This is a genomic window from Propionivibrio sp., from assembly GCF_041441355.1.
Lineage (GTDB): Bacteria > Pseudomonadota > Gammaproteobacteria > Burkholderiales > Rhodocyclaceae > Propionivibrio.
Window position 1 is genome coordinate 38,459 of the sequence record NZ_JASDTF010000028.1, and the last position, 21,888, is coordinate 60,346.

At 64.5% G+C, this 21,888-nt stretch carries 18 protein-coding genes, 2 tRNA genes and 1 other RNA gene; 10 read left to right on the forward strand and 11 right to left on the reverse strand.

Features of this window, described 5'->3' with window-relative positions; translation table 11 throughout:
* Positions 1-22: 22 nt before the first annotated feature.
* The 3 genes from cutA to cptA all read left to right on the forward strand — a co-directional run bounded on the left by cutA (position 23) and on the right by cptA (position 3,921).
* Positions 23-376, forward strand: a complete 354-nt coding sequence (gene cutA / locus QMB55_RS10715; RefSeq protein WP_497588697.1) for a divalent-cation tolerance protein CutA — start codon at positions 23-25, stop codon at positions 374-376.
* Positions 373-2,109 (forward strand): protein-disulfide reductase DsbD, encoded by a 1,737-nt coding sequence (dsbD, locus tag QMB55_RS10720; RefSeq protein ID WP_497588698.1) that lies wholly within the window; start codon positions 373-375, stop codon positions 2,107-2,109. Before cutA ends, dsbD begins: the two co-directional genes overlap by 4 nt.
* A gap of 66 nt (positions 2,110-2,175) precedes the next feature.
* Positions 2,176-3,921 (forward strand): phosphoethanolamine transferase CptA, encoded by a 1,746-nt coding sequence (gene cptA, locus QMB55_RS10725; protein ID WP_497588699.1) that lies wholly within the window; start codon positions 2,176-2,178, stop codon positions 3,919-3,921.
* A 9-nt stretch (positions 3,922-3,930) separates the two neighbouring features.
* Here cptA and QMB55_RS10730 read toward each other — a convergent pair whose 3' ends face one another.
* From QMB55_RS10730 to QMB55_RS10750, 5 genes are all read right to left on the reverse strand, one after another.
* A complete protein-coding gene (locus QMB55_RS10730) occupies positions 3,931-4,197 on the reverse strand; it encodes a TIGR02647 family protein (RefSeq protein ID WP_497588700.1) in 267 nt (88 codons plus the stop codon).
* Between the two features lie 52 nt (positions 4,198-4,249).
* Positions 4,250-5,824 (reverse strand): protein adenylyltransferase SelO, encoded by a 1,575-nt coding sequence (locus QMB55_RS10735; RefSeq protein ID WP_497588701.1) that lies wholly within the window; start codon positions 5,822-5,824, stop codon positions 4,250-4,252.
* 117 nt (positions 5,825-5,941) lie between these two features.
* Positions 5,942-6,122, reverse strand: a non-coding RNA gene (ssrS, locus tag QMB55_RS10740) — 6S RNA.
* A 17-nt stretch (positions 6,123-6,139) separates the two neighbouring features.
* A complete protein-coding gene (locus tag QMB55_RS10745; RefSeq protein ID WP_497588702.1) occupies positions 6,140-6,478 on the reverse strand; it encodes a cell division protein ZapA in 339 nt (112 codons plus the stop codon).
* Between the two features lie 6 nt (positions 6,479-6,484).
* Complete coding sequence (locus QMB55_RS10750; RefSeq protein ID WP_497588703.1) at positions 6,485-6,691, reverse strand: hypothetical protein; 207 nt, start codon at positions 6,689-6,691, stop codon at positions 6,485-6,487.
* A 176-nt stretch (positions 6,692-6,867) separates the two neighbouring features.
* On the opposite strand from QMB55_RS10750, the gene QMB55_RS10755 reads away from it, so the two are divergent.
* A tRNA-Lys gene (locus QMB55_RS10755) sits at positions 6,868-6,943 on the forward strand.
* Positions 6,944-6,985: 42 nt separating this feature from the next.
* Positions 6,986-7,061: transfer RNA gene (locus QMB55_RS10760), tRNA-Lys, on the forward strand.
* A gap of 99 nt (positions 7,062-7,160) precedes the next feature.
* Here QMB55_RS10760 and QMB55_RS10765 read toward each other — a convergent pair.
* Complete coding sequence (locus QMB55_RS10765; protein WP_497588704.1) at positions 7,161-7,946, reverse strand: aspartate dehydrogenase domain-containing protein; 786 nt, start codon at positions 7,944-7,946, stop codon at positions 7,161-7,163.
* Positions 7,947-8,067: 121 nt separating this feature from the next.
* The gene (gene tkt, locus QMB55_RS10770; protein ID WP_497588705.1) at positions 8,068-10,071 is read right to left on the reverse strand and encodes a transketolase; all 2,004 of its coding nucleotides are present in this window, start codon (positions 10,069-10,071) and stop codon (positions 8,068-8,070) included.
* 211 nt (positions 10,072-10,282) lie between these two features.
* Here tkt and QMB55_RS10775 point away from each other — a divergent pair, with 211 nt between their 5' ends.
* The 5 genes from QMB55_RS10775 to accC all read left to right on the forward strand — a co-directional run bounded on the left by QMB55_RS10775 (position 10,283) and on the right by accC (position 18,162).
* Positions 10,283-11,083 carry a sulfite exporter TauE/SafE family protein gene (locus tag QMB55_RS10775; RefSeq protein WP_497588706.1) on the forward strand — a complete coding sequence of 267 codons (801 nt, stop codon included), beginning with the start codon at positions 10,283-10,285 and terminating at the stop codon, positions 11,081-11,083.
* A gap of 239 nt (positions 11,084-11,322) precedes the next feature.
* The gene (scpA, locus tag QMB55_RS10780; protein ID WP_497588707.1) at positions 11,323-13,488 is read left to right on the forward strand and encodes a methylmalonyl-CoA mutase; all 2,166 of its coding nucleotides are present in this window, start codon (positions 11,323-11,325) and stop codon (positions 13,486-13,488) included.
* Positions 13,489-13,501: 13 nt separating this feature from the next.
* Entirely contained in the window at positions 13,502-14,503 is a 1,002-nt protein-coding gene (gene meaB / locus QMB55_RS10785) for a methylmalonyl Co-A mutase-associated GTPase MeaB (RefSeq protein ID WP_497588708.1), read from the forward strand.
* 62 nt (positions 14,504-14,565) lie between these two features.
* A complete protein-coding gene (locus QMB55_RS10790) occupies positions 14,566-16,098 on the forward strand; it encodes an acyl-CoA carboxylase subunit beta (protein ID WP_497588709.1) in 1,533 nt (510 codons plus the stop codon).
* A 75-nt stretch (positions 16,099-16,173) separates the two neighbouring features.
* On the forward strand, positions 16,174-18,162 hold the full coding sequence (accC, locus tag QMB55_RS10795; RefSeq protein WP_497588710.1) for an acetyl-CoA carboxylase biotin carboxylase subunit: 1,989 nt from the start codon (positions 16,174-16,176) through the stop codon (positions 18,160-18,162).
* 67 nt (positions 18,163-18,229) lie between these two features.
* Here accC and QMB55_RS10800 read toward each other — a convergent pair whose 3' ends face one another.
* Genes QMB55_RS10800 through QMB55_RS10815 form a run of 4 tightly spaced genes read right to left on the reverse strand, consistent with a single transcriptional unit; the run spans position 18,230 to position 21,875 of the window.
* A complete protein-coding gene (locus QMB55_RS10800) occupies positions 18,230-19,357 on the reverse strand; it encodes a sodium ion-translocating decarboxylase subunit beta (RefSeq protein WP_497588711.1) in 1,128 nt (375 codons plus the stop codon).
* Positions 19,358-19,360: 3 nt separating this feature from the next.
* A complete protein-coding gene (locus QMB55_RS10805; protein ID WP_497588712.1) occupies positions 19,361-19,873 on the reverse strand; it encodes an acyl-CoA carboxylase biotin carboxyl carrier protein subunit in 513 nt (170 codons plus the stop codon).
* Positions 19,873-20,274, reverse strand: coding sequence for an OadG family protein (locus QMB55_RS10810; RefSeq protein ID WP_497588713.1), 402 nt, complete (start codon positions 20,272-20,274; stop codon positions 19,873-19,875). Before QMB55_RS10810 ends, QMB55_RS10805 begins: the two co-directional genes overlap by 1 nt.
* A 47-nt stretch (positions 20,275-20,321) precedes the next feature.
* Positions 20,322-21,875, reverse strand: a complete 1,554-nt coding sequence (locus tag QMB55_RS10815; protein WP_497588795.1) for an acyl-CoA carboxylase subunit beta — start codon at positions 21,873-21,875, stop codon at positions 20,322-20,324.
* Positions 21,876-21,888: the final 13 nt, after the last annotated feature.

The following is a 21,888-nucleotide window of genomic DNA, read 5'->3' on the forward strand; positions in this document are numbered from 1 at the left end:
GCGCTCGCGCTAGAATACGGCGATGGATATCCTGCTCGTACTGACCACCTTGCCCGACCGGGCTCAGGCCGAAGCGCTGGGGACAGCGCTCGTGGACGCGCGTCACGCGGCGTGCGCGACCGTCCTTCCCGGCGCGCGCTCGATCTATCGCTGGCAAGGCGTGGTCGAGACTGCCGACGAGGCGCTGCTGCTCTGCAAGACAACCGACGTGGCTTACGCCGGGCTGGCCGCGGCGATTCGCGCTGCGCACCCGTATGAATTGCCCGAAATCGTGGCCTTGCCGGTGAGCCGCGGTTTGCCCGATTACCTGGCCTGGGTGGCAGCGGAAACGCAGGTTTCGCCCGCTCCCGGTGCTGCGGGAGCGACAAAGGCATGATGCTTCGCGTGTTGCTCGTGTTGATCTTCTGGTGCCAGGCGGCGGCGGCTTTCCAGCCCTTGCCGCCGCAGCTGGCGTTCAAGCCGCAGGTGCGGGCGATCGACGCACGGACGTTGGAGGTGCGCTTCGAGATCACCCGCGGCTATTACCTTTACGGCGACAAATTCCGCTTTCAGCTCGACGCCGAAGGCGCCGCGCTGGGCGCGCCGCGGCTGCCCAAAGGCAAGTCCGTGGAGGATGCCACCTTCGGTCGGGTCGACGTCTATTACGACCGGGTGCGCCTGACCTTGCCTGTCGAGCGTCCGCCCGGCGAGGCGCTTGCCGCTACGCTGCACATCACGTCCCAAGGCTGTGCCGAGGCCGGCGTCTGCTACCCGCCGCTTCGCCAGAGCCTGCCGGTCGAATTGCCGCCGGCCGGTGCGGTGACGGCTTCGGCAGGCCTCGGTGGCGACGAATCCGGCACCATTGGCCGCTGGCTGGGCGAAGCCGCGCCCTGGCTGGTCGTCGTCAGTTTCTTCGGCTTCGGCCTGCTGCTCGCCTTTACCCCTTGTGTGTTCCCGATGCTGCCCATCGTTTCCGGCATCATCGTCGGAGCCGGAACGCAGGTCACACCGCGCCGCGGCCTCTTGCTCTCGCTGGCCTACGTGTTCGGCATGGCGGTCGCTTACGCTGCGGCCGGGGTTGCCGCCGGGCTGTCCGGGACGTTGCTTGCGGCGGCGCTGCAGAACGCCTGGGTGCTGGGCGGAATGGCTGTCCTCTTCGTGGCGCTGGCGTTGTCGATGTTCGGGGTCTATGAGCTGCAGCTGCCGAGTGCCTGGCAAAGCCAGGTGACGGAGGAGGCCGGGCATTTTCGGGCCGGTTCGCTGCCCGGTGTGGCGGCGATGGGCGCCGTTTCGGCGCTGGTCGTCGGCCCCTGCGTCGCGGCGCCGCTGGCCGGCGCGTTGCTCTACATCGGACAGACGGGGGATGCGCTCCTGGGGGGCGTGGCCCTGTTCTTCATGGCGCTGGGCATGGGCGTTCCGCTGGTGGCCGTCGGGGCTTCGGCCGGTGCGCTCTTGCCTCGGGCCGGGGCCTGGATGGACGGGGTCAAGAAAGCTTTCGGCGTGGCCCTGCTGGCCACCGCCTGGTCGCTGCTCGCGCCGGTGTTGCCGCCGGCGTTCTACCTCGGCGGCTGGGCCGTGCTCTGCATCGTCACGGCGATCTGGCTGCGCGCAATCGATCCGTTGCCGGTGCATGCACCGGCGGGGCTGCGCGTGCTCAAAGGCGTGGCCGTCGTCCTGCTGCTGGTGGGTTGCGTGCAGTTGGTCGGTGCTTTTTCGGGGGCGAGCGATCCTTGGCGTCCGCTGGCCGGCCTGCGGGCGACGGAGGCTGCGCCCAAGCTGCCGTTCGAGCGGGTGCGCACGCTGGCCGAGCTTGAGGCGCGGATCAGCGCCGCGGGGCGGCCGGTGCTCGTCGATTACTACGCCGACTGGTGTGTTGCCTGCAAGGACATGGAGCGTTCGACCTTCGCCGATGACCGGGTGCGCCAGCGCCTGGCGGGCTGGACCTTGCTGCAGGTCGACGTGACGGCCAACAGCGACGACGACAAGGCTTTGCTTGCCCGTTTCGGTCTGTTCGGTCCGCCAGGGATCGTGTTTTTCGATGCGCGTGGGGTCGAAGTACCCAATGTGCGGGTCGTCGGCTTCCAGAGCGCCGACGCCTTTCTGCGGACCTTGGCGCTGGCTGCGCCCTGACCGCTTTTCTTGACCATGGATCGGTGCTGAACCGCGAGGATCGGCCGTTTGACGCACGAGGTGGATATGGTGGGAGCGGGATCGTCGGTGGGGCAGCGTTTTTCCGGTGGCAGTTTTGATTGGGCGGGGCTTGGCCGCGCCTACCTTTTCTTCCTTTATTTTTCGGGCGTTCTGCACGTGCTGTTGCAGGTGTTCGACGCGACGATCTTCTACGGTCTGCGTCAGGCCGTCATCGTCAGCGCGCTGTGGCTCATCCCGTTGTTGATCTTTCCTCGCCGGGCGCGCGCGCTCAGCGCGGCGATCGGGGTGCTGTTGTGGGCGACCTCGCTGGTCGGCCTCGGGTATTTCTGCATCTACCAGCAGGAGTTTTCCCAGAGCGTGATCTTCATCCTCTTCGAGTCGAATCCGGCCGAGGCTGAAGAATATTTCGCCCAGTACTTCGTCTGGTGGATGGTGCCTGCTTTCCTGATCTACAGCGTCGGGGCCTGGTGGCTTTGGCGCCGGATTCGACCGCTGGCGACGGGGCGTGGCCAGGCCTGGGCGCTGGTGCTCCTGATCGTTGCGGCCCTCTTTGTTTATCCCCAGTACAAGCAGTTGCGCCAGGGGCGTTTTTCGTCTGAAGAGGCGTCGGAAATCCTGCAAAAGCGTTTCGAGCCCGCGGTCCCCTGGCAGCTGGTGTTTGGCTACACCCAGTACCGAACCCAGCTGGCCAACATGGAGGCCTTGCTCGAGGAGAACAAGCAGCTGCCGCCGCTGCCCAACCTCAAGGACGCGTACGCCGGCTTGCCGGCGACGCTGGTGTTGGTGATCGGCGAGTCGACCAACCGCGATCACATGAGCCTTTACGGCTATCCTCGGTCAACCACGCCCAAGCTCGATGCGATGCGCCAGGAGTTGTCCGTCTTCAAGCAGGTTGTGGCGCCGCGCCCCTATACGATCGAGGTGCTGCAACAAGCGCTGACCCTGGCCGACCAGGAAAATCCAGATCAGCAGCTGACCCAGCGGGTCTCGCTGATGAATCTGATGAAACAGGCGGGTTACAAGACCTTCTGGATCACCAACCAGCAGACGATGACCAAGCGCAACACGATGCTGACGAACTTCTCGCAGCAGATGGACGAGCAGTTCTACCTCAACCATACCCGGACGCAGAACTCGCGCGAGTACGACGAGAACGTCTTCGAGCCGTTCGCCAAGGTGTTGGCCGATCCAGCCGAGCGAAAGTTCATCGTGGTGCATCTGCTCGGTACGCACATGAAGTACGAGTATCGCTATCCGCCGCAGTACGAGGTGTTCAAGGATCGCCAGGGCTTGCCGGATTGGGCGACTGCCGCGCAGGCCGAGGTAATCAACACCTACGACAATGCGGTGCGTTACAACGACCACGTCGTTTCGACGCTGATCGAGCGCTTTTCCGCAACGCAGGCACCGGGTTTCCTGGTCTATTTTTCTGACCATGGCGAGGACGTCTATGACTCGCCGGGGCATAGTGTACTTGGGCGCAACGAAGGCAAGCCGACGCCGCCGATGTACACGATTCCCTTCTTGGTCTGGACGGCGCCGGCCTGGCGCGCGCGCGATCGGCGCGATTTTTCGGCCGACCTTGAGCGGCCCTACAGCACCACGCACTTCCTCCACACCTGGGCCGATCTGGCCGGCTTGAGCTTCGACGGTTTCGTGCCCGACAAGAGCCTGGTCAATCCGAAGTTCGTCGAGCGTCCACTGCTCGTCGGCGATCCGGGTAACCCCAAGGCTTTGATCGATCTGCGCCGCATGATGGGGTCGGGCGCCCCGGCAGCGCCCAAGCCCTGAGGCGCATCGTCAAGCGCTGACTGCGGCGGCCTCGCCGGTGGTCAGCAAGCCGAGCAGGTCGCGCGCATGCGCCGCGGCTTCGCGGCCCAGTGGCGTCAGGTAGCCACCGTCGGGCTGGTCGATCAAGCCGCGCGCGTGCAGGCGGCGCATGGCGGCGATCAGTTCCGGTGCGGCGGTGGTGTGCACCTTGAGCCCGTGCTGGGCGTCGTCCGGATCGAAGCGCAACAGGGCATTGAGTTCGGCGCACAGGTCCGGGGTGATGGGGGCGGTGGGCATGGCGTCTCCTGAGTGGGGCGAATGCCCCTATTCTACGCATCTCCTGCCGGGGCTACGAGCTGCACGAGAGCATCGAACAGCCCGCCTTGTGGCGGGCCCAGTCGGGCCGCTTGGCAGCGTGGGCGGCGCGTTGCGGCTGTTCGTCGTAGGGGCGGCGCAGGGTGTCGAGCAGGTCGTGGAGTGGGGCGAGATCGCCGCCCTCGGCGGCGTCGATCGCCTGTTGGGCGAGGTAGTTGCGCGGGATAAAGCGCGGATTGACGGCGTGCATCGCCGTCTGGCGCAAGGCGTCCGGGCGACCATCGGCGCGCAGGCGCTGGTGCCAGCGCAGGTGCCAGTTGTCCCAGGCTGCCGTCTGTGCCTGCCAGGCGTCCGGGCGATAGCTGGCTTCGGCCAATGTTTGGTGCGCGGTCTGGTGCGATATTGTTTCCGAAGTGAGCTCGCCCAGTTGCCGGAAGAAGAGGCTCATGTCCAGGGCGCCGCGCTGGAGTAGCGCGAAGGCGTCCTCGACCAGCGTCTCGTCACCTTCCTGCCAGGCGGAGAATCCGAATTTGGCGGCAAAGCTGCGGCGGAATGCGGTGGCGTACGTTGCATCGTAGGCGTCGAGGCCATCCTGCAGTCGGGCCGGTTGCGGTGCCACCAGGCTCAACGCATCGGCCAAACGCTCGAGGTTCCAGCGCGCGATCTCGGGCTGGCGGGCAAAGCAGTAGCGGCGTCCCTGTGCGTCGGTGGTGTTGGGCGTCCAGGCGGGGTCGAATTCCTCGATCCAGCCGTAAGGGCCGTAATCAATGCTCAGGCCGAGGATCGACATGTTGTCGGTGTTCATTACCCCGTGCACAAAGCCGACCCGCATCCAGTGCACGACCATTTCGGCCGTGCGCCGGGCGATCTCGGCGAACCAGTGCGGCAGGCGCTCGTCGCCAGCGGCCTCGGGGGCGGCGTCGACATGCGGGAAGTCGCGCGCGATGGCAAAGTCGATCAGCCTTTGCAGCAAGGCGTCGTCGCCCCGCGCAGCCGGCAGCTCGAAGTGCCCGAAGCGCAGGAAAGACGGGGCGACGCGGCAGACGATGGCGCCCGGTTCGGCCTGCGGATGGCCGTCGTAGAACATGTCGCGCACCACCGTCTCGCCGCTGGCGACCAAGGCCAGTGCGCGCGTGGTCGGGATGCCGAGGTGGTGCATGGCCTCGCTGCAGAGAAATTCACGCAGCGAAGAACGAAGAACAGCGCGGCCGTCGCCGCGCCGGGAATAAGGCGTAACCCCAGCGCCCTTGAGTTGGATTTCGTAACGTTGCCCGGCCGCATTCACCGTTTCACCGAGAAAAATCGCGCGGCCGTCGCCCAGTTGCCCGGCCCAGCTGCCGAACTGGTGGCCGCCGTAGTTGGTGGCGTAAGTTTGCATGCCGGGCAGGAGGGCGTTTCCGGCCAGTGCGGCGAGCCAGTCCTGGCGCCATTCATCGCCTTCAAGGCCCAACAGCCGCGCCGTCTCGGGCGAGTGGCTGAGCAGCCGGGGAGCCGCGACTGGTGTCGGTGCGACGGGCGACCACAAGGCCCCGTGGACGGCACGGGCTTGGTTCAGGGCGAAAGCTTCACCGGGCAGTTCGCGCAGCAGGCGGTTGTCGAAGGGCAGCATGAAAACGAAGTCGGCATCGTGAATGGACTTTCGTTGGTGCTGCGGAGCGCGCCGGAGTTCCGTAATCGGAGGGCGAGCCCAAAAGGAAACGGCGCGGAAAAATCCGCGCCGTCGAGTAAGAACCCCGCGAGTGCCGTTAGGCCGGCATCCTGAACCGGGGTCCAGAATGGTCGCTTTCCTTCCGTATCAGGCTAACCCGACGAGGGGCCGGCACAACAACGGCGTCGATGGTAGGCGACCGATGCCAATTTGCATTGGTTCAAGGAATCTAAGGCCTTGACGAACACCGCAGGGATCATCGGCGGAAGCCGGCAATTAGTACAGTTTCTGCGCGGGGGCGAGAGCTGTATCGAGTTGCGCTTCCATGTCTGAAATTCTACGCAAGGTCTCGTCAATGTCCAGTGCTGTTTCTGACCCACTGGTCGGTTGCTCGGGCCTCTCGTTGTCGCGGCTGAGCAACTCGTGTGCGATGTTGAGCGCCGCCATCACGGCGATGCGTTCAGGGATGCTGCTCTTGGTTCGGTCGGCAATGTCGCGCATCTTGGCGTCGACGTAGCCGACGGCGGTGAGCAGGGCGTCGTGTTCTTCCGGCGGGCAGGCGACGCGGTATTCCTTGCCTAGCAGGGAAATGTCGAGATAGTTGGGCGAAGACATGCTAGATCAGGCCCCGTCGGGCGATTGGGGGAGCTGGCGGGCAAGTTCCTCGAGGCGATGGCGCGCGGCCTCGATGCGCTCGGCATAGTCCTGGCGGTCGCTTTCCGACTCGGCGAGCGCCACTTTCAGTCGGTCGTTTTCGGCGCGCAGCGAATGGCACAGGCTGACGACCTGAGCAACCTTGTTCTCGAGCGCTTGGAGTTCATTGATCATGGCGCGGAATATAAGTGAAAAAATCAAGCTGAGTCAAGGAGTAAGCGCTGGTTTTAAATGTGATTTGTATTTTAATGACATTGTCCGTTCGGTGTCTTGTGATGAAGAGAGCGCGAGATTGAGTATCTGTGTTGACAGACTGTTCTGCGCCCTTTAAAATCCGGCCCTCTTGTTTTGGGTCGGTAGCTCAGTCGGTAGAGCAGCGGACTTTTAATCCGTTGGTCGGGAGTTCGAATCTCCCCCGACCTACCAGGACACCCGGTCGGTGTGATAGACTACCGACCACAATTTCGTGGGGCGTTAGCTCAGTTGGTAGAGCAGCGGACTCTTAATCCGTTTGTCGTAGGTTCGATCCCTACACGCCCTACCACCGAATATTAGAGAAAGGCCTGTGCGATGCGCAGGCCTTTTTCGTTTTCAGATCTTCAGCGCGCCACCTGCTGCTGGGCAGGTGGTCGTTACGCTGTCGTCAGAACACGATCGGGGCGACGAGGTTGCGCAGCAGGGCGACGATGCTCCAGCCGGCGATGGCGCTGGTGCGCGAGTAGATGTCGACGATGGCATGCACCTCTTCGCCACGCACTTCGATGCGGTGATCGTCACCCGCAAAGCCCGGAACGCTGTTGATGCTCACCCGGGTTTGTTCAACACCGGCAGTGGCCAGGGCCGTGGCGACGGCGACATTGACCTTGGTCGGGAACAGCGCGATGGCGTCCTTGGCGCTGCCGGCAAAGACTTCGGTTTTGCTCGTGTCGTGCATCAGGTTCTCGTCAAACACCGGGGTGTTGCGCAGCGAAGCCGGGCCTTTCTCCGTGGTGATGCTGGCTTCGATGGCGCTCATCAGCGCCGTCGTACGCAGGACGTCGAAACCACCGATGGCGCCCGAGGCAAGGTGGATGCGGCGTTCGTTGCGCCGCGCCGTGGCGCTCGCCTGTTCGAGAAATGCGGTGTCGGCGAAGGCGCCGATCGAGAGCACGACGAGGTTGGCGCCGGCCTCAAGCGCGGGCAGGGTGATCTCGCGCACGACCTGCGGCGAGGCGGCCTCGATGACATAGTCCGGTGTCTGTGCGAGCAGTTCGGCGAGCGTGGTGCAGGGCAGGCACTTTGCTTTTGCGGCAAGCGCGGCCGTGGTTTGCGGGTCGCGGTCGAGGGCAGCGCAGAATTCGTACTCCGGCAGCAAGCCTTGGTTCCAGGCGTCGACGACGATGTTGCCGAGGAAGCCGCAGCCGACGAGGGCGAGTTTTTTCTTGCTCATGGGGTCCTTTCGGAAAAAGTTGAAAAAGAAATCGAATGTGTAAAAGACAAAGGCCCCCGTCGCCGGGGGCCTTGTGTCGAGTTGTGTTGCGGCCGGAGAGGTGTCCGGCCGTGGGTGGGGCTTAGCCGGCGATGACGTCCTTGACCGCGGCGACCACCTTGTCGGCGGTGATGCCGAGGTACTCGAAGACCTGCGTGGCCGGGCCGCATTCGCCGAAGCGGTCGATGCCGACCACCGCGCCTTCCAGGCCGACGTATTGGCGCCAGTAGCCGGTGACGCCGGCTTCAACGGCCACGCGCGGAATGCCGCGCGGCAGCACCGAGGCGCGGTAGGCGGCGTCCTGCTGCTCGAAGGCGAAGGAGGACGGCAGCGAGACGACGCGCACGGCGACGCCTTGCTCTGCGAGCTTGGCCTGCGCGGCGACGGCGAGGGCGACTTCCGAGCCGGTGGCGATGATCACCGCCTGCGGTGTGCCGGCGCAGTCCTTCAGCACGTAGCCGCCCTTGGCGATGGCGGCGACTTGTGCGGCGTCGCGCGCTTGATGCGGCAGGTTCTGGCGGGTGAGGATCAGCGCGGTCGGCGTGGCCTTGTGCTCGATGGCGGTACGCCAGGCGACGAAGGCTTCGACGCTGTCGCAGGGGCGCCACACGTCCAGGTTGGGGACCATGCGCAGGGTGGCGGTCTGTTCGATCGGCTGGTGCGTCGGGCCGTCTTCGCCCACGCCGACCGAGTCGTGCGTGAACACGTAGATCGGGTTGATCTTCATCAGCGCGGCCATGCGGATGGCGTTGCGGGCGTATTCCGAGAACATCAGGAAGGTGCCGCCGAAGGGGCGGAAGCCGCCGTGCAGGATCAGGCCGTTCATGATCGCGGCCATGCCGAATTCACGCACGCCGTAGTGGATGTAGTTGCGGCCGGCCTGCGGGGCGTCGTGGCTGATGCTGCGGCAGCCCTTCCAGGTGGTCAGGTTGGACGGCGCGAGGTCGGCCGAGCCGCCGACGAATTCAGGCATCACCGGGGCGAGGGCCTGAATAGCGTTCTGCGAGGATTTGCGGGTGGCGATCGTTTCGCCTTTGGCGAGGATCTCGGCGAGCGCGGCGTCGGCCTTGGCGGCGAACTCGGGGTGCGCTTCGCCGGCCATGCGACGCAGGAATTCGGCGGCGAGCTCGGGGTGAGCGGCGCGGTAGGCGTCGAACAGCTTCTGCCATTCGGCCTGGCGCGCGGCGCCATTGGCGCGGGCGTCCCAGCCGGCGTAGACGTCGGCGGCGATTTCGAACGGGCCGCTGGTGATGCCCAGCGCGGCGCGCGTGGCGGCGACTTCGTCCTTGCCGAGCGGCGCGCCGTGCACATCGTGCGTGCCGGCCTTGTTCGGCGAGCCCTTGCCGATGACGGTCTTGCAGCAGATCAGCGTCGGCTTGTCATTCTGTGCCTTGGCGGCGCGGATCGCGGCGTCGACGGCGTCGACGTCGTGTCCGTCGACGGCGCGGATGACGTTCCAGCCGTAGGCTTCGAAGCGCTTGGGCGTGTCGTCAGAGAACCAGCCTTCGACGTGGCCGTCGATAGAAATGCCGTTGTCGTCATAGAAAGCGATCAGCTTGGAGAGCTTCCAGGTGCCGGCGAGCGAGCAGGCTTCGTGCGAGATGCCTTCCATCATGCAGCCGTCGCCGAGGAAGACGTAGCTGTAGTGGTCGACGATGGGGAAGCCTTCGCGGTTGAATTCGGCGGCCAGAAGCTGTTCGGCCAGTGCCATGCCGACGGCGTTGGTGATGCCCTGGCCGAGCGGGCCGGTGGTCGTCTCGACGCCGGCGGTGTGGCCGAATTCGGGGTGGCCCGGGGTCTTGCTGTGCAGTTGGCGGAAGCGCTTAAGTTCTTCGAGCGGCAGGTCGTAGCCAGTCAGGTGGAGCAGCGCGTAGAGCAGCATCGAGCCGTGCCCGTTGGAAAGCACAAAACGGTCGCGGTCGGCCCACAGCGGGTCGGCCGGGTTGTGCTTGAGGTGGCGCTGCCAGAGGGCGACGGCCATTTCGGCCATCCCCATCGGGGCCCCCGGGTGGCCCGAGTTGGCCGCCTGGATGGCGTCGATGGCCAGAACGCGGATGGCGTTGGCCAGGGAAGCTTGAGAACTCATGTGCATGACTCCGTTGGGCAATGAAAGAAGCGAGAGGCGCGGTGCGGCTGGCGACGTTGATGGCCTCTGAATTCTGAATTCAGGGGCTTTAAAACTCGAAATTTTATAGGCTTATCGGGGGCGTGTCAGTAAAACGGCGTCGCTGCGCGACGGTTTCTTCGCCCCGGAGCCGGCAGCATCGCAGGTACAATGGCGGCAAAGGAGGCGATTCGTGACGGCAGTCGTATTGTATCTGGCTCTGGGACTGGCCACGGGCGTGCTGGCCGGTCTGCTCGGGGTGGGCGGGGGGCTGCTGATGGTTCCCATGCTGGTGATGATGTTCTCGGCACAAGCGGGCTTTCCCGTGGGCGAGATTTTGCACATGGCCCTCGGTACGAGCATGGCGGTGATTCTTTTCACCTCGCTTGCCAGCCTGCGGGCACACCACCGGCACGGCGCGGTGATGTGGCCGGTGGTGGCGCAGATTACGCCGGGCATTTTGCTCGGGACCGGCGTGGGCACGCTGTTCGCCGCTCAGGTGCCGGCCAAACCGTTGGCCATTTTTTTTACCGCCTTCGTCTGCGTCGTCGCCGTGCAGATGGCGCTCAACCTGAAGCCGAAAGCGGCGCGACAGTTGCCCGGCGCCTTCGGGGTGGCCGGGGTGGGCGTCGGCATCGGCGCTGTTTCGGCCCTGGTGGCGATCGGCGGCGGCTCGCTGACCGTGCCTTTTCTGACCTGGTGCAATGTGCGCGTGCAGCAGGCGATCGGCACTTCGGCGGCGGTGGGGTTTCCGATCGCGGTCGGCGGTTCGCTCGGTTACGTCTTCAACGGCTGGGGGCATCCTGGCTTGCCTGAGTGGAGCCTGGGCTTTGTCTATCTGCCGGCCTTTGCTCTGCTGGTTCCGGCCAGCATGCTGACTGCGCCGCTCGGGGCCCGGTTGGCGCATCGATTGCCTGTTGCGACGTTAAAACGCATTTTTTCCGGCGTCCTGATTTTTCTTGCCGGCAAGATGCTTTGGAGCATCTTCGGCTAGAAACCACGCCAGGCCTTGCTCTGGAAGCGCCATTCCATGCGGCCTGTGGCATGGCGCGCGGGTAATCCCTGATTGTTTCAGGGGCATAATTCAAGTACACTGAAACGGCCTTGGCCGGCTCCGTGAGCCGGGTCGGCGCACACGTCCGCACACTCCGAATTGCGCTTTTACGTGCAGTGTTCTCCTCCCCGGTTTCAGGGGCCCCGGCCATCAGATTCTTATCCACCGAAAGGTCTGTCATGTCCAACGAGAACAGCACTGCTTTGCCCGATTCCTCCAATCTGGACGACTGGAAAAAAGCGGCATCCAAGTCGGCCCCGGGAGGAAATGTCGATGCCCTGAACTGGATCACCTCCGAAGGCATCGTCGTCAAACCGCTCTACACCAAGCAGGACGTGAACGGTTTGCCGCACACCGATACGCTGCCTGGCCTGCCGCCTTACATCCGCGGCCCGCAAGCCACCATGTACGCCGTGCGTCCGTGGACCATCCGCCAGTACGCCGGCTTCTCCACCGCCGAAGAATCCAACGCCTTCTACCGCAAGGCGCTCGCCGCCGGCGGTCAGGGCGTGTCGGTGGCGTTCGACCTCGCCACCCACCGCGGTTATGACTCCGACAATCCCCGCGTTGTCGGCGACGTCGGCAAGGCCGGCGTGGCGATCGACTCGGTCGAGGACATGAAGATCCTCTTTGACGGCATCCCGCTCGATAAGGTCTCGGTGTCGATGACCATGAACGGCGCCGTGCTGCCGGTGCTCGCCGGCTACATCGTCGCTGCGGAAGAGCAGGGCGTGGCGCAGGATCTGCTGTCCGGGACCATCCAGAACGACATCCTCAAGGAGTTCATGGTCCGCAACACCTACATCTACCCGCCGAAGCCGTCGATGAAGATCATCGCTGACATCTTCGGGTACACCGCGCAGCACATGCCGAAGTTCAACTCGATCTCGATCTCCGGCTACCACATCTCGGAAGCCGGTGCGAACCAGGCGATCGAACTGGCCTTTACGCTGGCCGACGGTGCCGAATACGTGCGCACCGGGATCGCTTCGGGCCTCGACGTCGACGACTTCGCCGGCCGCCTGTCGTTCTTCTGGGCGGTGGGGATGAACTTCTACCTCGAGATCGCCAAGATGCGCGCCGCGCGTCTCCTGTGGCACCGCATCATGACTCGCTTCGGCGCCAAGAAGCCGAAGTCGATGATGCTGCGCACGCACAGCCAGACCTCGGGCTGGTCGCTGACCGAGCAGGATCCGTACAACAACGTCATTCGCACCACGATGGAAGCGATGGCGGCCGTGTTCGGGGGCACGCAGTCGCTGCACACCAACGCGCTCGACGAAGCGATTGCCCTGCCGACCGAATTCTCGGCCCGCATCGCGCGGAATACGCAGATCATCATCCAGGAAGAAAGCCAGATCTGTAAGGTTGTCGACCCGTGGGCCGGCTCGTACATGATGGAAGCGCTGACCCAGGACATGGCCGACAAGGCCTGGGCCCTGATCGAGGAAATCGAGGCCATGGGCGGAATGGTCAAGGCCGTCGAGTCGGGCTGGGCCAAGATGAAGGTCGAGACCTGCGCCGCTGAGACGCAAGCGCAGATCGATTCGGGCAAGAAGGTCATCGTCGGCGTCAACAAGTACAAGCTGGCCAAGGAAGACCCGATCGAGATTCTCGACATCGACAACCATGCCGTGCGCGAATCGCAGATCGCCCGCATCCAGAAGATCCGCGCCACGCGCGATGCTGCCGCGGTCCAAGCCGCGCTCGCCGCGCTGACCAAGTGCGCCGAGACGGGGGAAGGCAACCTGCTCGACCTGACGGTCAAGGCCATGCGCCTGCGCGCCACGGTGGGCGAAGTCTCGGACGCGCTGGAGACGGTGTTCGGCCGCTTCCGCGCCAACAACCAGACCATTTCGGGCGTTTATGGAGGGGTCGTGGAAGGCATCGACAGCTGGGAAACGATCAAGGCCGACGTGGCCAAGTTTGCCGAGGAAGAAGGTCGTCGGCCGCGCGTGATGATCGCCAAGCTCGGCCAGGACGGTCATGACCGCGGCGCCAAGGTCGTCGCTACGGCGATGGCCGACCTCGGCTTCGACATCGACGTCGGCCCGCTCTTCCAGACACCGGAAGAAGCCGCGCGCCAGGCCATCGAGAACGACGTGCATGCCATCGGCTGCTCGTCGCTCGCCGCCGGCCACAAGACGCTCGTGCCGCAGCTGATCCAGGCGCTCAAGGCGCAGGGTTCGGAAGACATCATCGTCTTTGCCGGCGGCGTCATCCCGGCGCAAGACTATGAAGCCTTGTTCGCCGCCGGTGCCAAGGCCGTCTTCGGCCCGGGAACACGGATCGAGGATTCGGCGCGCAAGGTGCTCGAGGAAATCCGCAAGGTCCGTCAGGCCTAAGGAGGCAGGGCGGATGGAGATGAACGCCGTTCCGGCGCTGCTTGCCGCCGCCGACCAGCAACTGGTCGACGGCGTGCTCGCCCACCAGCGGCGTTCGCTCGCCAAAACCATCACCCTCATCGAGTCGACGCGCGCCGATCATCAGGTGCGCGCCCAGCAGGTGCTCGCGGCCCTGCTGCCGCACACCGGGCGGGCCATCCGGGTGGGCATTTCCGGGGTGCCCGGGGCCGGCAAATCGACCTTCATCGAGGCGCTTGGCAATTACCTGATCGACCAGGGCCACAAGCTGGCGGTCCTGGCGGTCGACCCCTCGTCGTCGGTTTCCGGCGGCTCCATCCTCGGTGACAAGACGCGCATGGAGTCGCTCTGTCAGCGCGAGGAAGCCTTCATCCGGCCAAGCCCGTCGGCCGGCTCACTCGGTGGTGTGGCCGAAAAGACGCGCGAGGCAATGCTCGCCTGCGAAGCGTCGGGTTATGACGTTGTTTTGGTCGAGACGGTCGGTGTCGGGCAGAGCGAAACGACGGTTGCTGGCATGGTCGACATGTTCGTCCTGATCCAGCTGCCGAACGCCGGCGACGATCTGCAGGCGATCAAGAAGGGTATTGTCGAGATCGCCGACCTCGTGGCAATTAACAAGAGCGACATCGATCCGCGCGCCGCGGCCGTTGCGCGCTCGCAATGGAAACAGGCGCTGCACATGCTGCGCCCGACTTCGCCCAACTGGCGACCGCCGGTGATCGGCGTGAGTGCCCTGAAGAAAGAAGGCATGGCCGAATTCTGGGCCGAGATCGAACGCCATCATCAGGTCATGAGCGCGAGCGGCGAGCTCGAGGCCAAGCGCCGCAAGCAAGCGCTGGACTGGATGTGGAGCATGATCGAGTCCGGCCTGCATCACTTCTTCAAACATCATCCGGAGGTCCATGCGGCCTTGCCGGAGCTGACCCGTGCGGTCGCGGAAGGGCGTGCCACGCCCGGCGCGGCGGCGCACACGCTGCTGAATTATCTGAAGGTGTAGTCAAGGTTGAACTGCCCGATCCGCGGGCAGTCATAGCTTCCTCGTCAACAGGGGGGGACCTTATGCACGACATCGTCCGGCAACTGGCGGAAAAGCGCGAGGCGGCCTGCCTCGGCGGCGGCCAGAAACGCATCGACGCTCAACATGCCAAGGGCAAGCTCAGCGCGCGCGAACGCATCGAACTGCTCCTCGATTCCGGCTCGTTCGAGGAGTGGGACATGTTCAAGGAGCACCGCTGCACCGATTTCGGGATGGAGGCGCAGTCGGTTCCTGGCGACGGCGTGGTGACCGGCTACGGAACCATCAACGGTCGCCTGATGTTCGTCTTCTCGCAGGATTTCACCGTGTTCGGCGGCTCGCTCTCCGAAGCGCATGCGGAAAAAATCTGCAAGCTGATGGATCACGCCATCAAGGTCGGCGCACCGATCATCGGCATCAACGATTCGGGCGGCGCGCGCATTCAGGAAGGCGTGGCCTCACTCGGTGGCTACGCCGAAGTCTTCCAGCGCAACGTGCTGGCTTCGGGCGTGGTGCCGCAGATCTCGCTGATCATGGGGCCGTGCGCCGGGGGCGCCGTTTACAGCCCCGCGATGACCGACTTCATTTTCATGGTCAAGGATTCGTCCTACATGTTCGTGACCGGGCCGGACGTGGTGAAGACGGTGACGCACGAGGACGTGACGTCGGAGGAGTTGGGCGGCGCGTTGACCCACACGCGCACTTCGGGCGTGGCCGACCTCGCTTTTGAAAACGACGTTGAGGCGCTGATGATCCTGCGCCGTTTCATCGGCTTCCTGCCGGCCAATAACCGCGAAAAGCCGCCAACGCTGCCGGCCCAGGACCCGGCCGACCGGATCGACCCTTCGCTCGATACGCTGGTGCCGGACAACCCCAACAAACCGTATGACATCAAGGAATTGATCGTCAAAACGGTCGACGACGGCGATTTCTTCGAGCTTCAGCCGGATTTCGCCCGCAACATCGTGGTCGGTTTCGGGCGCATGGACGGATCGCCGGTTGGCTTTGTCGCCAATCAGCCGCTGGTCATGGCCGGCTGCCTGGACATCAAGAGTGCGACCAAGGCCGCACGCTTCGTTCGCTTCTGCGACGCCTTCAATATTCCGGTCGTCACCTTCGTCGATGTGCCCGGCTTCATGCCCGGCACGGCACAGGAGTACGGCGGCATCATCAAGCACGGCGCCAAGCTACTCTATGCCTATGCTGAATGCACGGTGCCCAAGGTGACGGTGATCACCCGCAAAGCCTACGGCGGCGCTTACGATGTGATGGCGTCCAAGCACCTGCGTGGCGACGTGAACTTCGCCTGGCCGTCGGCCGAGATTGCGGTCATGGGGCCCAAGGGGGCGGTCGAGATCATCTTCCGCGAGGAAAAGGGCGATCCGACCAAGCTGGCGCAACGCGAGGCCGAGTACAAGGCCAAGTTCGCCAATCCCTTCGTGGCCGGGGCGCGCGGCTTCATCGACGACGTGATCATGCCGCACGAGACGCGCAAGCGAATCTGCCGCAGTCTGGCGATGTTGCGCGACAAACAGCTCGAGAACCCGTGGCGCAAGCACGGGAACATTCCCCTTTAACGCCTAAACCGGTCGGCACGGCGTCGGGCGAGAACCGATCGCGCGCACGCGGTGCCGTCGTTCAGAGGGTCGTCCATGTTCAAGAAAATCCTGATTGCCAACCGCGGCGAGATCGCCTGCCGGGTCATCAAGACCGCGCGCCGCATGGGCATTGCCACGGTGGCCGTCTATTCCGAGGCCGACAACGACGCGCTGCACGTCGAGTTGGCCGACGAGGCCGTCTGCATCGGCCCGGCTGCGTCGAAGGAATCCTATCTCGTCATCGACCGGATCATCGCCGCGTGCCAGAAAACCGGCGCCGAAGCGGTCCATCCGGGTTACGGTTTTCTCTCCGAGAATCCCGAGTTTTCGCGCCGGCTGGAAGAAAACGGCATCACATTCATCGGCCCCAAGCACGCCTCGGTGGCGGCGATGGGCGACAAGATCGAGTCCAAGCGCCTGGCCATGCAGGCTGGCGTCAGCACGATTCCCGGCTACAACGAGCCGATCGCCGAGGCCCGTCAGGCAGTGGAAATCGCCCGTGGCATCGGCTATCCAGTGATGATCAAGGCCTCGGCCGGCGGCGGCGGCAAGGGCTTGCGCGTGGCCTACAACGATGCCGAGGCCGCGGAAGGTTTCGACTCGTGTCGCAACGAGGCGCGCAACAGCTTCGGCGACGACCGGGTGTTCATCGAGAAATTCGTCGAAGGGCCGCACCACATCGAGATCCAGGTCATCGGCGATGCTCACGGCAACGTGGTCTATCTGCTCGAGCGCGAGTGCTCGATCCAGCGCCGGCATCAGAAAGTGATCGAGGAGGCGCCTTCGCCCTTCATCGACGCCAAGATTCGGCAGGCCATGGGCGAACAGGCCGTGGCGCTGGCGCGCGCGGTCAATTACCAGAGCGCGGGAACGGTCGAGTTCGTCGTTGGGGCTGACAAACGCTTCTACTTCCTCGAAATGAACACCCGCCTGCAGGTCGAACATCCGGTGACCGAAATGATCACCGGCCTTGACCTCGTCGAACTGATGATTCGCGTCGCGGCCGGCGAGACGCTGCCGTTTGCCCAGCGCGACATCAAGCCCAACGGCTGGGCGATCGAGTGCCGGATCAACGCCGAAGATCCTTTGCGCGGCTTCCTGCCCTCGACCGGCCGCCTGGTGCGCTTCCAGCCGCCGCCAGAAGTGATGGGGGCGGTGCGCGTCGATACCGGCGTCTATGAAGGGGGCGAGATTTCGATGCATTACGACTCGATGATCGCCAAACTGATCTGCCACGGCGCGACGCGCGACGAAGCCATCGCACGCATGCGCGAAGCACTCAATGCTTTCCACATCGCCGGCGTGAGTTCGAACATCCCCTTCCAGGCGGCATTGATGCAGCATCCGCGCTTTGTCTCGGGCGTGTTTACCACGGGGTTCATCGCCGAGGAGTATCCGCAGGGCTTTCATGCCGCGCAGGTACCGCACCCCGATCCCGGCCTGCTGGCCGCGGTGGCGGCGTTCGCCCGTCGCCGGTACATCGACCGGGCGATTCGCATCAGCCACCAGATGCATGGGCAGCCGCGGCGCGTGGGGCGTGAGTGGGCCGTGCTCATCGAAGGCGAGAATTTCCCGGTGACGCTCGATGCGATTCCCGGCGGTTATGCCATCGGTTGCAAGGGGCAGCGGTACGCGCTCGTTTCGGACTGGCAGTTCCGCGAGGTGATTTTCCGCGGCACGTGCAACGGCGAGCCGATCTGTCTGCAGATCGAACGCGCTGGCCTCGAATACCGGATCATGCACTACGGGCGGCGGGTCAAGGCCGTGGTGATGACCGCCAAGGCCGATCGCCTGCTGGCGCTGATGCCGGCCAAACTGCCGCCCGACCTGTCGAAATACCTGCTGTCGCCGATGCCCGGCCTGCTGCGCGAGGTGGCCGTCCAGCCTGGTCAGGCGGTGCGGGCTGGCGAGAAACTGGCGGTGATCGAGGCGATGAAGATGGAAAACATCCTCAAGGCCGAGAAGGACTGTACGGTAAAGAAAATTGTCGCCCAGCCGGGGGAGAGCCTGTCGGTCGATCAGGTGATCGTCGAGTTTGAATAGTCCGCCGCGACGTGTTCTCGAAAATAAAAAAGCCCGCCGAAGCGGGCTTTTTTGTGGGCCGCGAAACTTAACCGCCAGCGCCCATCAGCGCCAGCAGCACGCCGCCGGCGACCACGCTGGCCACCTGACCGGCTGCGTTGGCGCCCATGGCGTGCATGAGCAGGAAGTTCTCGAAATCCTCTTCCTGCGCCACGCGTTGGGCCACCCGGGCCGCCATCGGGAAGGCGCTGATGCCGGCCGCACCGATGATCGGGTTGATCTTGCCGCCAGAGAGCCAGTTGAGGATCTTGGCGAAGAAGACCCCGGCGCAACCGTCGAGTGCGAATGCCAGCAGGCCAAGCACGAGGATGAACAGCGTGCTCGGTTGCAGGAAGTCGGTACCGACCATGGTCGAGCCGATGGCCAGACCGAGGAACAGCGTGACGGTGTTGGCGATCTCGTTCGACGAGGCCTTGGTCAGACGTTCGACGGCGCCGGATTCCTTCATCAGGTTGCCGAGCATCAGCATGCCGATCAGCGGCGTGGCGAACGGCACCAGCGTCCCGACCATGACCGTGACCACGATCGGGAAGAGGATGCGCGTGCGCTTGCTGATCTTACGCTGGCTGTACGGCATGCGGATCATCCGTTCTTCCTTGGTGGTCATCAGGCGGATGACCGGCGGCAGGATGATCGGCACCAGCGACATGTAGCTGTACGCCGCGACGGTGATCGGACCGACGAGGTGCGGCGCGAGAATGCCGCTCACGTAGATCGAGGTCGGGCCGTCGATGGCGCCGATGATGCCGATGGACGCCGCTTCCGGTTGCGAGAAGCCGAGCAACAGGGCCAGCAGCAGGGTGAGGAAGATGCCGAATTGGCCGGCCGCGCCGAGCAGCACGAGGCGTGGATTCTCCAGCAAGGGGCCGAAGTCGGTGAGCGCGCCGATCCCGATGAAGATGAGCAGCGGGAACATTTCGTTGCCCACGCCCATGTTGTAGAGGATCTTGAGCATGCCGTCCTCGGCCACGAGGGGCGAGAGCGGCAGGTTGGCGAGCATGCAGCCGGCGGCGATGGGCAGCAGCAGAAGGGGCTCGTAGTCCTTGACGATGGCCAGGTAGAACAGGACAAACGAAACGCCGAGCATCACCAGCGACTGCCAGGTGACGGCGTTGAGCCCCTTGAGCAGCAGGGCGATCGTACCTTGATCGATCATCGTTCAGTCCTCCTTGAACTTGATGATCGCATCGCCGTGGTTGACCGCCTGCCCCGCAGTTACATAGACCTCAGCCACCGTCCCGGCACGCGGCGCGCCGATGACGTTGTGCATCTTCATCGCGTCGAGGATGGCCACCTGCTGGCCGCGCGCCAGCGTGTCGCCCGGCTTGACGTTGACCTCGAGGATAGTGCCCGGCATCGGCGCGGTAAGCGCACCCTTGCCGCCGCCTGCAGCGGGACGGGCAGCCGGGGCGGCCTTGGGGGCAGAAGCGGCGGGCGCTGCGGCGACCTTGGGGGCTGCGCGTTGGACGCTGGCGGCGGAAGAGGCGGCCCGCGGCGCGTGGGCGCCGGGGTCGAAGGCGGGGGTGATGACGGCCTCGGCGAGACTTTCGTCACTGCCCAGCGACACCTCGTAGGTCTCGCCGCCGACGACGACTTCGAATCGGTCGGCTGCGAGTTCCTGCACGTCGAGCACGAATTCCTTGTCGCTGATGTTCAAAGTATAACGTCGCATTATTTCCCTCTCGGCTGCCAAGTGTAGTTTTGCCGTGCGCGGCCCGCGGCCACCCAACGGCTGGCAAACAGCTGGCTCCCCGGCCAGTAGCTGCGCATGTAGGGCGCCGCCTGGCGCCGCAGGATTTGTTTGTGCTTCATGGTGGCGATCATGATCGCGGCCACCAGATCTGCCGGCATGCCGTTCACCGTCGGCGTCATCGGGACTTGCGCCCCAATGGCGTCATCGGCTTCGGCAGCGATGCGTTCGGCCTCGACCTGGACTTGTTCGGCGGGAACCGGTTCCGGTTCCTTGTCGAACTTGAGCACCAGGGTCAGAAGCCCCCACAGCATGGCCAGCAGGGAGAAGACCAGCCCCATTCCGAGGACGGTCATCTGCAAACCCCAGCCAATATTCTCCATTCAAACCTCGCGTGACGAATTGATTGAGTCGTGAAGTCGGAGGGCCCTTAAACCGGACACAGACCGTGCTTCTTCGGCGGGTTCTGCTGCACCTTGGTGCGCAGGACCTCAAGCGCGCGCGCCAGGCGCGGACGCGTTTCGCACGGTTCGATGACTTCGTCGATCTGACCGACGTCGGCCGCACGGTACGGGTTGAAGAACTTCTCGCGGTATTCGGCGATCAGTTCCGCCTCGCGTGCAGCGGGGTCCGCAGCCTTGCCGATTTCTTCGCGGAAGAGCACGCGCACGGCGGCTTCCGGGCCCATCACCGCGATGTGCGCGGTCGGCCAGGCGAAGGTCACGTCGTTGCGCATCTGGCGCGAGCCCATGGCCACGTAAGCACCGCCCATGGCTTTGCGGGTGACGATGGAAATCTTCGGCACGGTCGCTTCGCAGTAGGCGTAGATGATCTTCGCGCCGTGACGAATGACGCCGCCGTATTCCTGGCTGGTGCCGGGGAGGAAGCCCGGGCAGTCGACGAAGGTGATGATCGGCACGTTGAACGCGTCGCACAGGCGGATGAAGCGGGCGATCTTGTCGGAGGCGTCGATGTTCAGCGCGCCGGACATGTAGCACGGCTGGTTGGCGACGATGCCGACCGAATAACCGTCGAGGCGGGCGAAGCCGATTACCGCGTTGGGCGCGTAGTCGGGCTGGATCTCGAGGAAGCTGTCCTGGTCGAAGATCATCTCGATTGCATCGCGGATGTCGTAGGGCTGGTTCTCGTTATCCGGGATGAGATCGTTGAGGGCCTCGTCCATGCGCGTCACCGGATCTTCCGGGGTGATTTGCGGCGGTTCCTCGTTGTTGTTCTGCGGCAGATAGCTCAAAAGCAGCTTGGTCATCGCCAGGCCTTCGAGCTCGGTTTCGGCCGCCAAGTGCGCCACGCCGCTGCGCGCGGTGTGCACGTCGGCGCCACCGAGTTCCTGGGCGGTGACTTCCTCGCCCGTCACCGCCTTGATGACGTCCGGACCGGTGAGGAACATGTAGCTCGGGCCGGCCATGATGATGAAGTCGGTCAGGGCCGGGGAGTAAACCGCACCGCCGGCGCAGGGGCCGAGGATGACGGAAATCTGGGGGATGACACCCGAGGCGGTGACGTTGCGCACGAACACTTCGCCGTAGGCGGCGAGGCTGCGCACACCTTCCTGGATGCGGGCGCCGCCCGAATCGTTCAGGCCGATGACCGGGATGCCGGCTTCGAGCGCCATGTCCTGAATGCGGCTGATCTTCTGCGACTGCACTTCGGAGAACGAACCGCCCAGAACGGTGAAGTCCTGTGCGAAGACGGCCACGCGACGGCCGTTGACCTTGCCGAAGCCGGTGACGATGCCGTCGCCGGGGTAGCGATGCTTGTCGAGGCCGAAGGCGTTGAGATCGTGCGTCGCCAGGGCGCCGAACTCCTGAAACGAGCCTTCATCGAGGAGCAGGGCCAACCGCTCACGCGCGGTCAGTTTTCCTCGTTCGTGCTGCTGGTCTATCCGTTTCTGGCCGCCGCCGAGCACGGCACGGCTGCGCATTTCACGCAACACCTCCAGATGCTTCTTGGTCTTTCCGCCCATCATTACTCCTTCC

Coding starts and splice junctions, on each gene's coding strand:
- cutA (WP_497588697.1), top strand. CDS start 23: ATGGATATCCTGCTCGTACTGACCACCTTGCCCGACCGGGCTCAGGCC.
- dsbD (WP_497588698.1), top strand. CDS start 373: ATGATGCTTCGCGTGTTGCTCGTGTTGATCTTCTGGTGCCAGGCGGCG.
- cptA (WP_497588699.1), top strand. CDS start 2,176: ATGGTGGGAGCGGGATCGTCGGTGGGGCAGCGTTTTTCCGGTGGCAGT.
- QMB55_RS10730 (WP_497588700.1), bottom strand. CDS start 4,197: ATGCCCACCGCCCCCATCACCCCGGACCTGTGCGCCGAACTCAATGCC.
- QMB55_RS10735 (WP_497588701.1), bottom strand. CDS start 5,824: ATGCTGCCCTTCGACAACCGCCTGCTGCGCGAACTGCCCGGTGAAGCT.
- QMB55_RS10745 (WP_497588702.1), bottom strand. CDS start 6,478: ATGTCTTCGCCCAACTATCTCGACATTTCCCTGCTAGGCAAGGAATAC.
- QMB55_RS10750 (WP_497588703.1), bottom strand. CDS start 6,691: ATGATCAATGAACTCCAAGCGCTCGAGAACAAGGTTGCTCAGGTCGTC.
- QMB55_RS10765 (WP_497588704.1), bottom strand. CDS start 7,946: ATGAGCAAGAAAAAACTCGCCCTCGTCGGCTGCGGCTTCCTCGGCAAC.
- tkt (WP_497588705.1), bottom strand. CDS start 10,071: ATGAGTTCTCAAGCTTCCCTGGCCAACGCCATCCGCGTTCTGGCCATC.
- scpA (WP_497588707.1), top strand. CDS start 11,323: ATGTCCAACGAGAACAGCACTGCTTTGCCCGATTCCTCCAATCTGGAC.
- meaB (WP_497588708.1), top strand. CDS start 13,502: ATGGAGATGAACGCCGTTCCGGCGCTGCTTGCCGCCGCCGACCAGCAA.
- QMB55_RS10790 (WP_497588709.1), top strand. CDS start 14,566: ATGCACGACATCGTCCGGCAACTGGCGGAAAAGCGCGAGGCGGCCTGC.
- accC (WP_497588710.1), top strand. CDS start 16,174: ATGTTCAAGAAAATCCTGATTGCCAACCGCGGCGAGATCGCCTGCCGG.
- QMB55_RS10800 (WP_497588711.1), bottom strand. CDS start 19,357: ATGATCGATCAAGGTACGATCGCCCTGCTGCTCAAGGGGCTCAACGCC.
- QMB55_RS10805 (WP_497588712.1), bottom strand. CDS start 19,873: ATGCGACGTTATACTTTGAACATCAGCGACAAGGAATTCGTGCTCGAC.
- QMB55_RS10810 (WP_497588713.1), bottom strand. CDS start 20,274: ATGGAGAATATTGGCTGGGGTTTGCAGATGACCGTCCTCGGAATGGGG.
- QMB55_RS10815 (WP_497588795.1), bottom strand. CDS start 21,875: ATGGGCGGAAAGACCAAGAAGCATCTGGAGGTGTTGCGTGAAATGCGC.